The 12,040-nt window shown below is 69.9% G+C and carries 12 protein-coding genes; 9 read left to right on the top strand and 3 right to left on the bottom strand.

The window, feature by feature from the left end; all coding sequences use genetic code 11:
- Window positions 1-66 precede the first annotated feature (66 nt).
- Entirely contained in the window at window positions 67-948 is an 882-nt protein-coding gene (locus ACFVAE_RS11940; RefSeq protein WP_378892168.1) for a helix-turn-helix transcriptional regulator, read from the top strand.
- Between the two features lie 122 nt (window positions 949-1,070).
- Window positions 1,071-2,978, top strand: a complete 1,908-nt coding sequence (locus tag ACFVAE_RS11935; RefSeq protein WP_378892165.1) for a CocE/NonD family hydrolase — start codon at window positions 1,071-1,073, stop codon at window positions 2,976-2,978.
- Window positions 2,979-3,032: 54 nt separating this feature from the next.
- Here the strand turns inward: ACFVAE_RS11935 and ACFVAE_RS11930 are convergent, their stop codons facing one another.
- Window positions 3,033-4,238, bottom strand: coding sequence for an MFS transporter (locus ACFVAE_RS11930; RefSeq protein ID WP_378892162.1), 1,206 nt, complete (start codon window positions 4,236-4,238; stop codon window positions 3,033-3,035).
- Between the two features lie 73 nt (window positions 4,239-4,311).
- Window positions 4,312-4,851 carry a MarR family winged helix-turn-helix transcriptional regulator gene (locus ACFVAE_RS11925; protein WP_378892159.1) on the bottom strand — a complete coding sequence of 180 codons (540 nt, stop codon included), beginning with the start codon at window positions 4,849-4,851 and terminating at the stop codon, window positions 4,312-4,314.
- An 87-nt stretch (window positions 4,852-4,938) separates the two neighbouring features.
- On the opposite strand from ACFVAE_RS11925, the gene ACFVAE_RS11920 reads away from it, so the two are divergent.
- On the top strand, window positions 4,939-5,550 hold the full coding sequence (locus tag ACFVAE_RS11920; protein WP_378892156.1) for a MarR family winged helix-turn-helix transcriptional regulator: 612 nt from the start codon (window positions 4,939-4,941) through the stop codon (window positions 5,548-5,550).
- A gap of 176 nt (window positions 5,551-5,726) precedes the next feature.
- Here the strand turns inward: ACFVAE_RS11920 and dcd are convergent, their stop codons facing one another.
- Complete coding sequence (dcd, locus tag ACFVAE_RS11915; RefSeq protein WP_378892154.1) at window positions 5,727-6,332, bottom strand: dCTP deaminase; 606 nt, start codon at window positions 6,330-6,332, stop codon at window positions 5,727-5,729.
- 155 nt (window positions 6,333-6,487) lie between these two features.
- Between dcd and ACFVAE_RS11910 the strand changes: the two genes are divergently transcribed.
- Genes ACFVAE_RS11910 through ACFVAE_RS11885 form a run of 6 tightly spaced genes read left to right on the top strand, consistent with a single transcriptional unit; the run spans window position 6,488 to window position 12,036 of the window.
- A complete protein-coding gene (locus tag ACFVAE_RS11910) occupies window positions 6,488-7,051 on the top strand; it encodes a TasA family protein (RefSeq protein WP_378892151.1) in 564 nt (187 codons plus the stop codon).
- A 57-nt stretch (window positions 7,052-7,108) separates the two neighbouring features.
- Window positions 7,109-7,672 (top strand): signal peptidase I, encoded by a 564-nt coding sequence (locus ACFVAE_RS11905; protein WP_378892148.1) that lies wholly within the window; start codon window positions 7,109-7,111, stop codon window positions 7,670-7,672.
- A 43-nt stretch (window positions 7,673-7,715) separates the two neighbouring features.
- Complete coding sequence (locus ACFVAE_RS11900; protein WP_378892145.1) at window positions 7,716-9,527, top strand: Ig-like domain-containing protein; 1,812 nt, start codon at window positions 7,716-7,718, stop codon at window positions 9,525-9,527.
- 44 nt (window positions 9,528-9,571) lie between these two features.
- Window positions 9,572-10,273 (top strand): response regulator transcription factor, encoded by a 702-nt coding sequence (locus ACFVAE_RS11895; RefSeq protein WP_378892142.1) that lies wholly within the window; start codon window positions 9,572-9,574, stop codon window positions 10,271-10,273.
- On the top strand, window positions 10,266-11,495 hold the full coding sequence (locus tag ACFVAE_RS11890; protein WP_378892140.1) for a sensor histidine kinase: 1,230 nt from the start codon (window positions 10,266-10,268) through the stop codon (window positions 11,493-11,495). The genes ACFVAE_RS11895 and ACFVAE_RS11890 overlap by 8 nt, the downstream gene beginning before the upstream one ends.
- Before the next feature lie 49 nt (window positions 11,496-11,544).
- Window positions 11,545-12,036 (top strand): DUF1269 domain-containing protein, encoded by a 492-nt coding sequence (locus ACFVAE_RS11885; protein ID WP_378892139.1) that lies wholly within the window; start codon window positions 11,545-11,547, stop codon window positions 12,034-12,036.
- The last annotated feature ends 4 nt before the right edge of the window (window positions 12,037-12,040 follow it).

Here is a 12,040-nt window from a genome sequence, read left to right as displayed (position 1 = left end):
TCGCCTGAAAGCCCCAGGAATACCACCCCCTCCCCCGCGGTTCGCACCTTCATGAGCCTGATCGCGATGACGCCCGCGCGCGTGAGCGACCCTGCCCCGGCCGACGACCCCGGGGCTGCGCTCGAGGTGCTGCTCGACGCCGTCGAGGTGCGCATCCGCGAACAAGTCCGCTATCGGCTCGACGACGACATGCTCATGCTCGACCCGACCGCGCTCGCCTTCGCGTACGTGCTCGCCGGCGACGTGCAGGTCCGCTCCCCCGGCCGACCTGTGCAGCATCTCACCGCCGGTGACGTGCTGCTGGCGAGCAGGCGCCACGACACCGCGATCGTCGCCGAAGGCGCAGCATCCGTCCTGGTGTCCGAACTCGACTTCGCCGACGAAGCCGCGCACATCGCGGCGCTGCTGCCCGAGCTCGCCTGGATCGCCGACTTCGCGACCCGCGAGCCTGCGGCGGCCGCGCTCGCCCAGGTGATGGGCATCGACTCCGCCGAGACCTGCGCGAGCCGGCGCGGCGACCGGGTCATCTGCCGGATGATGGCGAAGACGGTGCTCGCGTCGGTGATCCGCGCCTGGGTCGCGATCGGCTGCGCGCCGGCGGGATGGCCGACCGCGGCATCTGATCCCTTCCTCGACCGCGTCGTCGACGCGATCAACGCCGAGCCGGGCAGGGACTGGACGGTCGAGACCCTCGCCGCACTCGGGGCGATGTCGCGCTCGGTCTTCGCCGAGCGATTCCGCGACGCGTACGGACTCTCACCCGCCGGCTACGTCACCTCGGTGCGGATGCGCTCCGCACAGGAACTGCTCTCCCGCGGCCTGGGTGTGAGCGCGGTCTCGCGCGAGCTCGGCTACGCATCGGATGAGGGCTTCAGCCGCGCGTTCCGCCGCCACGTCGGCGCCACCCCTTCCGCCTGGCGCGCGCAGCGGCGTCTCGCGACCGCCTGAACCCGCACCCGACCGACCGCGGCAAGACGGCCCCTGGCGCGCCCGCGCCGCCCGGTAGTGTGTGAAACGTCACAGTTGACACCGAGAGGAAACACAGCAGTCTCCTACGGAAGGTTTCATCAATGAAGACGAATTTCCTTGCCCTGCTCGGGTCGGCGGCAGTTGTCGCGCCCCTGGCCCTGGGCGCCGCAGGCAGCCCGGCGAATGCTGCCACCGATGAGAATCCACCCGTCGTCGTGAAGGACGGGACCACCCAGCCGGTGTACGACTACGCCGGCGCGATACGCGAGACGGTCTGGGTGGATGCGCCCGACCTCGACGGTGACGGGCAGCGCGAACGCGTGGCGGCCGACATCGTCCGGCCGAAGGAACTCGACGGGAGCGCCAAGGTGCCGGTGGTCATGGACGCGAGTCCCTACTACCTCAGCAGCGGGCGCGGCAACGAGGGCGAACATAAGGAGTACGACGCGAACGGCGTCGTCGAGAAGATGCCGCTCTACTACGACAACTACTTCGTGCCGCGCGGCTATGCGTTCGTCGCGGTCGACATGGCCGGAACCGCCCGCTCGACCGGATGCGTCGACGAGGGCGGGGTCTCCGACGTCGAGTCGGTCAAGGCCGTCATCGAATGGCTGAACGGGAACGCCACCGGCTACGACGCCGACGGCGATCCGGTGAGCGCCGACTGGAGCAACGGCAAGACCGGCATGATCGGCAAGTCCTACGACGGCACGCTGGCCAACGGCGTCGCCGCGACCGGAGTCGAGGGTCTGAAGACCATCGTCCCGATCAGCGCGATCAGCTCCTGGTACGACTACAACCGGTGGCAGGGCGCGGTGAAGTCCAACAACTACGCCGGCTACCTGTCCAGCGCCGTCGCCGCGAACCGCACCGTCCCCACCGACTGCAGCGCGAAGCTGAATTGGATGAACGCGAACGACGGCGACGAGTCCGGTGCCTACACCGACTTCTGGGCCGAGCGCGATTACCGCAGCGGATCGCACTACGACGTCGGCAACGTGAAGGCGAGCGTGTTCCTCGTGCACGGCCTGCAGGACAACAACGTCAAGACCATGAACGCCTCGAAGTGGTGGGAGGACCTGGAGCAGACCGGCGTCAAGCGCAAGATGTGGCTGACGCGTCTCGGCCACGTCGACCCCTTCGACTCCGAACGGGCGCTCTGGGTCAAGACACTGAACCGCTGGTTCGACTCCGAGCTGATGGGCATCGACAACGGCATCGACCGTGAACCGGCCGTCAGCGTCGAGGTCGGCCCCGACCGGTGGGAGCAGTCCAAGGTCTGGCCGATCGCCTCGGCCCGCACGATGCAGCTGCGCCTGCAGGGAGACGGCACGATGGCGCTCGGCAAGGCCGACAGCGGAACCGCGAGCTACATCAACACCGGGCGCGTGTCGGAGTCGTCCGCGGTCTCGCTGGCGGACAACCCCAACCGGCTGCTGTGGACCACGGGCACCACGAAGCACGAGCTCCGGATCTCGGGCACTCCGACCGTCGACATCGCCGTCAACCACTCTGCACCGGTCGGCCAGGTGTCGGTCATGCTGGTGGACTACGGCACGATGGATCGCGTCTCGGCCAGCGGCGACGGGGCGATGAACCTCGGCACCGAGTCGTGCTGGGGTGCGGAGACCGCGACCGACGACGCCTGCTACATCGACGTCGCCAAGCGTGTGCAGACCAGCAACCTGCAGGTGCTGGCCCGAGGCTGGATGCGACTGGACGGCGCCGGTGACCACAAGGGCACCGTCGAGCTGGCCGCCAACGACGTGGTGGTCCCGGCCGGGCACCAGCTCGGCCTGGTCATCACGGGCAGCAACAACGGCGTGATCATGCCCGACACCGCTCGCAACCCCTACACCTTCGATCTCGCGCAGACGAAGCTCAACCTGCCGGTCTCCGGCCCGATGAGCGGATTCGGCCCCGGGAAGCTGAAGGTCCAGGACACCGAGAACCTCGTGGACGGCACCCTGCCGACCGTCCGGGATCTGCTGCGGGGTCTGGAGGACTGACCAGCGCAGCGATGCCCCTCCTCGGGACTCCCGGGGAGGGGCATCGCTCGTGGTTCAGGCGCGCGCGCCCGCCCGGTTCGACAGGCCGAACAGCAGCGCACCGATCGCCAGCAGCACCGCACCGAGGACGTAGACGGGCACGATGCCGAGCCCGTCGACCAGAACCCCGCCCAACCCCGCGGCGATCATGATCGCGGCCTGGAACCCGACCACCACGATGCTTCCGCCGGCCTCCAGCCGGTCCGGCATCCGGTGCCCCACCCAGGTGTTCACGATCAGCAGCCAGGACGCGAAGAAGAAGCCCCACACGAACGCCGCGACGCCGACGAGGACCGGCGAACCGGATGCCGCGATCACCGCCAGCGTGCCGAACGCGATCACCAGCGGCGAGACGACTGCGAACACGCGATAGGTGCGGTCGATGATCATGCCGATCACGAGGTTGCCGACCAGCCCGCCCGCGCCGAAAAGGGCGAGCAGCACGATGATCGCCGACGCATCGATCGGATGCCCCGCATCCGTCACCCTCTCCAGCGCGAGCCGGATGTAGGTGAACGCGAGGAAGTGGCCGAGCACGACCAGCACGTGGCCGGCGACGCCGAGCCCGATGCCGGGCAGACGCAGCGTGCCGAGCAGCGTCGACAGCGAGGCCGAGCTCTCCGCAGGCACGCTCGGCAGCAGCATCCGCAGGGCGAGGGCGAGCAGCGCGGTGGCGACGGCGGCGAAGCCGAACACCGCGCGCCAGTCCAGCACCTCGCTGAGCATCACGCCGATCGGGACACCCGCGACGGTCGCGAGCGACGTGCCCGCCGACGTGAACATCACTGCCTTGCCGAGCCGCTCGGGTCCTGCGATCTTCGCGGCCACAGTGATCGACATCGCCCAGAACCCCGAGAGCGCCGCGCCCAGCAGCACGCGACCGGCCAGGAGGAGCGGCAGGCTCGGCGCGATCGCGACGATCGCGTTCGACACGGTGGCTCCGACGGCCATCCACACCAGCAGCGCCCGCCGGTTCAGCCGCGGCAGCATCAGGCCGATCGTCGGCGCCACGATGAGGCCTGCCAGCGCCGTCACCGCCACCATCTGCCCGGCCTGACCGGGGGTCACCCCGATGTCGGCGGCGATCTCGGTGAGCACTCCGCCGGGCAGGAACTCCGCCGTCACCAGCAGGAAGCTCATCGCCATCATCGTGATGAGGGCGCCGTAGCGCAGCCTGGGCAGAGCGGGGGTCGTCACAGGGACGGGCGCGGTCGTGGTCATGTATTAAGCATCCCGTCTGCGGGGTGCGGCCGCCCGACCGTGCGTCCGGGGCATCCGACCGATCGTCCGGCGCTCACTCCCAGTTGTCCGCGAGCTTGCCCAGCAGCCGCGCGAGTTCGGCGCGCTCGCCCTCGTCCAGCGCGGCGAGCGCCTTGTCGAGCCGGTCGCGTCGCTGCCCTCGCACGCCGCCCAGCATCCGGCGGCCGTCGTCGGTCAGCACGATCCGCGTGCGGCGCGCATCGTCGGGGTCGGCCTCGCGCCGCACCCAGCCGTTCTCGACGCCCTGCTGCACCAGCCGCGATGCGCGCGGCTGGTCGACGCCGATCGCCTCCGCCAGGTCGCTCACGCCGAGCGGATCGGATGCCGCGGCGAGCGCCTCCAGCATCCGCAGCCTCGCCGGGAAGTCGCGCACGCCGGGGCCGCCCCAGCCGCCGTGGCGGCCCCACGGCCCCGCCCCGTGCGGGCCGGGATGCCCGTGCATCCCGCCGCGTCCGTGCGGACCGCCGTGCCCCTCGTGGCCGCGCCCCTCATGCGCGCGGGACGGGCCCCTTCCGCGCAGACGGGAGAGGGCGTCGGCGATGAGGTCGGCGGGGTCGGGGGTCGGGCTGGTCATGCATCCGATTTTACATGTGACTTGACATACACCCGCATTGCATGTCACACTGCATATACATGCAACATGACAAGTAAAGGACTTCCCATGAACAGCTCTGAGAACAACACCACCCACCCGTTCGGCTTCTGGATCACGGCGATCGACCGCCTGATGGCCGACCGATTCGCCACCGCCTTCGAGAGCGAAGGGCTCACCCGCCGCGACTGGCGGCTGCTGAACCTCGTCGCCGACGGCGGCGATCCCCAGACTCCGAAGATCCGCCGGCTCGCCGAGCGCGGCTGGGTCACCCGCACCGAAGGCACCTGGCAGCTCACCGACTCCGGTCGCGCCGCCAAGGAGCGCCTGGGCGCCGTCGTCGACGGCATCCGCGCGCAGGTCGCCGAGGTCGTCACCCCCGAGGACTTCGCCGTGATGACGGCGTCGCTTGAGAACATCGCCCGCGCCTTCGGCTACGAGGAGGGCACCCCGCTCCCCCGTCGCCACCGCGGTCACGGCCACCGCGGCGATCACCGCCACGGCGGACACCGCGGACACCGCTTCGGCCCGCACGGCCGCGGACACGGCCACTACGAGCGCCGGATGCCGGAGGACGCGCCGTTCGAGGGCGGACACCGCGGACACGGCCACTGGGGCCCCGGCCGCGCGCACTGGGGCCACGCCCCGCAGGTGCAGCACATCCACGTCCACACGCACTGAGCCGTGACCCGCTCAGACGAGAGGGCCTCGATCACTTCCGTGATCGAGGCCCTCTTCTCGTCATCAGAGCCGCACACGACCGAACCACCTGCCGACGACTGCACCGGTTGTCGACGTCGATACCCGGTTCACTCGTCGGCAACCGGTTCACTCGGCCTGCAGTGCGGGAAAGCGGGTCAGTTCCCCGTGGCCCCCGCGTCGGTCACGCCGACGTCGGTGCGGTGGAAGTTCTGGAACGACCGCGATGCCGTCGGTCCGCGCTGCCCCTGGTAGTGGTTGCCGTAGGCGCCGGAGCCGTACGGGTTCTCCGCGGGCGACGAGAGCCGGAAGAAGCACAGCTGGCCGATCTTCATGCCCGGCCACAGCTTGATCGGCAGCGTCGCGACGTTCGCCAGCTCGAGGGTCACGTGCCCGGTGAACCCCGGGTCGATGAATCCCGCGGTCGAGTGCGTGATGAGCCCGAGGCGTCCCAGCGACGACTTTCCCTCCAGCCGTGCGGCGATGTCGTCGGGCAGCGTGACCTGCTCGAAGGTCGCGCCGAGCGCGAACTCCCCCGGATGCAGCACGAACGGCTCGTCCGGGTCGACCTCGATCAGGCGCGTCAGCTCGGGCTGGTCCTCGGCGGGATCGATGAACGGGTACTTGTGGTTGTCGAACAGCCGGAAGTAGCGGTCGAGACGCACATCGATGCTCGACGGCTGCACCATCCCGAGATCGAGCGGATCGAGCCCGACGCGCTCGGATGCCAGTTCTGCCCTGATGTCGCGATCGCTGAGAAGCACGAGTTCAGCGTACCCGGCGTCACCGCGCTGTTACCCGGGCGTGCACGTGTGGCCGAACGCTGGCCCGCCCGTTGCCCTGCTGTGGATCGCCCGTTGACCCCGCCTCAATAGCTTCGTTCTCAAGAGCTTTCCCACTTCCAGAACGGATGCCGCACATGAACGACAACATCACTGAGACGCCCACCACCACCCCGTCGCGCAAGCGGCTGATCGTGCCGCTGGCCGGCCTGCTGGTCGCCGCCGCCGTCGCCGTCGGATCGGGTGCGGACTTCATCTCGAACTCGGTGAACACCGCCAACGCGTACAGCACCGGCACGCTCACCCAGACGAACTCCAAGGCGGGCAGCGCGATCTTCAACGCCGCGAACCTGAAGCCCGGCGACACGCTGAACGGCAAGGTCACCATCACCAACTCGGGCAGCCTGCCCGCGAAGTTCGCCCTCACCGAGGACGCCGTCAACGGCTTCGCCACCAAGTCGAACCTCGGCCTGGTCATCACCAAGGCCGGAACCTCCACGCCGGTCTGGTCGGGCACCTTCGGCGACCTGACCACCGCCGGCCCGCTCGACCTCGGCACCTACGCCGCCGGCGAGAGCCACGACTACACCTTCAGCATCACGCTCGCCCAGTCGGCCACCAACGCCGAGCAGGGCAAGAGCGCGACCGCCACCTACTCGTGGAACGCGACGCAGACCGCCGCGACCACCACCGAGCAGTGAGTCTCCCTCCGATTCACTGAACAAACCGGCCACCCGAAGGCCGGGGAAGGAACGAGCATGAGCACCACGAGGACGACCCGCGCGATCGGCAGGGGTCTGGTCGCGATTGGGGCCGTCGTCGCCATGGGGTTCGTGGCGCTCATGCTCGTTCCGGGAATGCTCGGCATGGACCGGTACGTGATCACGGGCGGATCGATGTCCGGCACCTTCGAGAGGGGAACGCTCGTCCTCGAGCGTCAGGTGCCGGTCGATGATCTGCGGGTGGGAGACGTGATCACGTACCTGCCGCCGACGGATTCCGGCGTCACCGAACTGGTGACGCACCGGATCGTCGACATCAGCGAGAAGACGGATGCCGCAGGCGGCCGCGTCCTCCGCACCAAGGGCGACGCCAACGCGAGCGCCGACCCGTGGACCTTCACCCTCGCCGCGGCTCAGCAGCCGCGCGTCGAGGGCTGGGTCCCGACGGTCGGCTGGGTGTTCATCGCACTCTCGCTGCCCGGCATCCGGATGCTGGCGATCGGCGTGCCGGCCGCGCTGATCGCCCTGCTGTACCTGCGCGATCTGCTGCGCGGATTGAGACTGTGGCCGCGTCGAGCACCCGCTGTTGCCCAGCTGTAACCCTCGCCTCCGTAGCGTCGGAGGAGAACCCGGAAGGACCACGATGATCGGCACGACCCTGAGGACGACGGCGCTCGCCGTTCTCGCGATCGCGCTCATCGCGTTCTCCGCAATGAACGGCCCGCAGTTCTCCACCGCCGCATACATCTCGTCGAGCACGAATGCTCCGAGCACCGCGACGGCCGCCGCGGACTGGACTCCGCCGACGGTCAGTATGCAGGCCCCCGGCACCGCCCTCAAGGGCACCGTCACCCTCACCGCGACCGCTGCCGACGGCGAGACCGGCGTGAAGAGCGTCGCACTCTCGGTGCAGGCCGCCGGAACGGGCACCTGGACTCCGCTCTGCACCGCCAACGCCGCACCGTACAGCTGCAGCTGGAGCACCTCCGCGGTGCCGGACGGTGCCTACGACGTGCGCGCGATCGCCACCGACAACGCCGGATATTCCACGACCTCGGCATCGGTGCGGGTCACCGTGAGCAACAACTTCGGCGTCACCCTCTCAGACCCCGGCGACATCGTGCGCGGCACCGTCGCGCTGAGCGCCACGCTGCAGAACGCCGGCCTCGGGGTCTACACCGTGCGCATCGAGTACGCCGTCGCGGGCAGCGGCAACTGGCGCTCGCTCTGCCTGAACCTGCTGACGCCGCCGTACGGCTGCAGCTGGAACACCACGAGCCTCGCGAACGGCTTCTACGACCTCCGCGCGGTCGCCACGCAGACCCTCACCACCGCCGTCTCGCCCGTCCTCACCGACGTGCTGGTCGACAACACCGCGCCCACGGTGGGCATGGTCGACCCCGGTTCTCCGCTGAGCGGGACCGTCACGATCGCGGCATCCGCGTCGGATGCGGACTCCGGTGTGGCATCCGTCGCGCTGCAGTACGGGCTCGGCGGAGTCTGGACCACGATCTGCACCGTGGTGGACGCCCCGTACTCGTGCCGCTTCAAGACCACCGGTCTCACCGGCGGCAGCTACGGCTTCCGCGCGATCGCGACGGATGCCGCGGGCAACACCAGCACCTCGGCGACCATCACTCGCACGATCGACAACACGATCTCCTCGGTGTCGCTCGAGGACCCCGGGGCCTACCTGTCCGGAACCAGCCGGCTCACGGCATCCGCCGACTCAACAGCCGGCGTCACCTCGGTGACCATGCAGTACGCGCCCACCGGCACCACCGCGTGGGTCACCGCCTGCACCACGACCACGGCGCCGTACGCCTGCTCGTGGGACACGACCGCGGTGCCCGACGGACTGTACGACCTGCGCGTGATCCTCGTCGACGGCTCGGGCAAGCAGACAGTGTCGACCGTGACCGGCCGCCGCGTCGACAACACCCCGGTGCGCGGACTCGACGTGCAGACGGCGAACGGCGGGGCCGTCGCAGGACGAGCGGATGCCGGTGACACGATCACCCTCACGTACAGCAAGCAGATGTCCACCGGCAGCATCGCCGCCGGCTGGAACGGCGGAAGCCTGGCGGTGACCGTGCGGCTTCGCGACGGCGCCCTCCTCGGCAGCAGCGGAACCGCCGACCAGATCGACGTGCTGGTCGGGAGTGCATCCGTCCGCGTCGGGACGGTCAATCTGCGGGGCGACTACATCAAGGCGAACAAGACGGCGACGTTCCCCGCCACGATGACCGCCACCACCGAGACCGTCGGCGGGACGCCCGTCACCGTCGTCCGCATCGTGCTGGGCACGGTGACCGGCGGCAGCGGCACGCTGCGCACCGCGACGACCGCGGCGAACATGGTCTGGTCGCCGTCCGCGACGGCCACCGACCTCGCCGGCACCGCCTGCTCGACCGCCCCGGTCACCGAGACCGGCCCTTCGGACAGGGAGTTCTGATGCCTGGTATCCCATTTCCCGAGGATGACGATAGCCTCGACCTCGTGGGACGACGCATCCTGGTCGTGGAGGACGACGACGGCATCGCGCTTCCCCTGCTGCGTACGCTCGACCGGGAGGGATACGAGGTCGAGCGGGTTGCAGAGGGCGGTGCGGCGCTGGAGCGAGCCGGTGCGGATGTCGATCTGATCGTCCTCGATCTTGGCCTTCCCGACATGGACGGTCTCGACGTGTGCCGCCGCCTGCGCGAGCAGGACTTCACCGGCGGCATCGTCATCCTCACCGCACGCGACGGCGAACTCGACCGCGTGGTCGGCCTCGACGTGGGTGCCGACGACTACATCGCCAAGCCGTTCGCCCTGGCCGAGCTGCTCGCCCGGCTGCGGGCACTGCTGCGCCGCGCGGGCTCTGCACCGGCATCCGCGCCCCGCGAACCGGCGGATGCCCGGTCGCCGCTGACCGTCGACACCGCGGCCCGCCGCGCCCTGGCCGGCGGGCGCGAGCTGCCGCTCAGCACCAAGGAGTTCGACCTGCTCGCCCAGTTGGACGCGCATCGAGGTGCCGTGGTCACCCGCGAGCACCTCATGGACGAGGTGTGGGACGAGAACTGGTTCGGCTCGACGAAGACGCTCGACGTGACGATGGCCCGGCTGCGGCAGAAGCTCGACGAGGCCGGAGCGCAGGTGCGCATCACCACGCTGCGCGGAGTCGGGTTCCGGCTCGACGAGGGAACGGCCGATGCGTGACCGGCTGGTCATCGTCTTCATCGCCCTCGCCGTGGGCATCGTCGCGCTGTACGGCGTTCCGCGCGCCCTGATGATCCCCGACCTCGTGCACACCACCGAGACGCAGCGGGTGCAGCGCGCCGCCGAACTGTTCTCGGCGCTGATCGCCGAGCACGAGCGCACATCCCCCATCACCGAGGACTTCCTCGATCCGCTCCTGCAGGACCAGGAGCGGGTCGCGTACACCGCCGCGGACGGCTCGGTCGTGGATGCCGGCATCCCGGCGCGCGCCGACGACATCGCCGCGACCGTGGCGGTGCCGGACGGCGGCACGGTCACCTTCGCGCGCTCGGACCAGCTGATCGACTCCCGCGTGCAGACCGCCCTGCAGCCGGTGATCTGGTTCGGACTGCTCACCATCGCCGTGGCCGCCGTGGCCGCCGTGCTCCTCGCGCGACGGATGTCCCGCCCCTTCGTGCAGCTCGCCGAGACGGCGAAGGCCGTCGGGAAGGGCCCGCTCAGCAGCGAGCCGCAGGATTTCAGCATCCCCGAGGCTCGCGCCATCGACGCCGCCCTTCGCGAGAGCGCCGCGACCCTCCAGACGCGCATCCGGCGCGAGCACGAGTTCGCGGCGAACGCCTCGCATCAGCTGCGCACCCCGATCACCGCGGTGCGGCTCGAGCTCGAGGACCTCTCGCTGTGGCCGCAGACTCCGCCCGCCGTGCGTGAGCAGCTCGGTCATGCGGTGAAGGAGATCGACCGGCTCGCCGACGCGATCACGCAGCTGCTCGAGATGGCCCGCGGCGATGCACCGGGCGCGGCGACGAGCGAACCGCTCGACGCGGTCATCCGCGCGGCGGTCGAGCGCTGGAGTCCCGCGGCCGAGGATACGGGGCGCAGCATCCGCCTCTCGGGAATCGAGGCCTCGCTCGGCGATGCGCCCTCGGCGGCATCGCAGATCCTCGACGTCCTGCTGCACAACGCGATCGCGCACGGCCGCGGGGCCATCACCGTGAGCGGCACCCGGCGGGCCGAGTACGTCACCGTGCAGGTGGCCGACGAGGGGCCGCGCCCCAGCGGCAACGCCGTCTTCCAGCGTCGGCCGGAGCAGCGCACCGCCACCTCGGGTGAAGGGATCGGGCTCGCCCTGTCCGCCGAGCTCGCGGAGTCGCTCGGCGGGCACCTGCTGCTGGACAGCGCGCCCACCACGACCTTCTCGCTGATGCTGCCCGCCAAGCAGTAGGCGCTGCCAGGATGGTCCTGACAGCAGTCGCTTTCCTGAGGAGAGATCAATGACGACATTCACCGCCTGGAAGTTCGAGACAGTCGACGGCGCAGAGACGGCGTCCGGCATCCTCCGTGAGGCCGCGAGCGAGGGACTGATCAAGATCGAGGACTACGCGGTCATCGAGTGGACGACCGGTGAGGACCGGCCCAAGGTCAAGTACGAGCACCGCGACGACTGGCGCGCGACGGGCTGGGGCGCCCTGCTCGGCGCACTCGTCGGCATCCTGTTCTTCCTGCCTCTGATCGGCGCCGCGGCCGGTGCCGCGATCGGGCTGCTGGTGAAGAGGATGGATGACGCCGGCATCTCCAAGGAGCAGCTCGAGCGCATCGGCAAGGAGGTCGTGCCCGGCACCTCCGCCCTGTTCGTGGTGAACGCCGAGGCCGAGACCGACCGCGATCGTCTCGCCGAGCGCTTCCACGGCCTGAACGGCACGCTCATCGCGAGCAACCTCGTCTCGGTCGACGAGGACACCGTGCGCCAGTCGTTCCAGGACTGACCTG

This window comes from Microbacterium sp. NPDC057659 (genome assembly GCF_042799915.1).
Classification (GTDB): Bacteria; Actinomycetota; Actinomycetes; order Actinomycetales; family Microbacteriaceae; genus Microbacterium.
The sequence above is the reverse complement of the archived record's forward strand: the minus strand, read 5'-3'. Positions and strand labels throughout refer to the sequence as shown.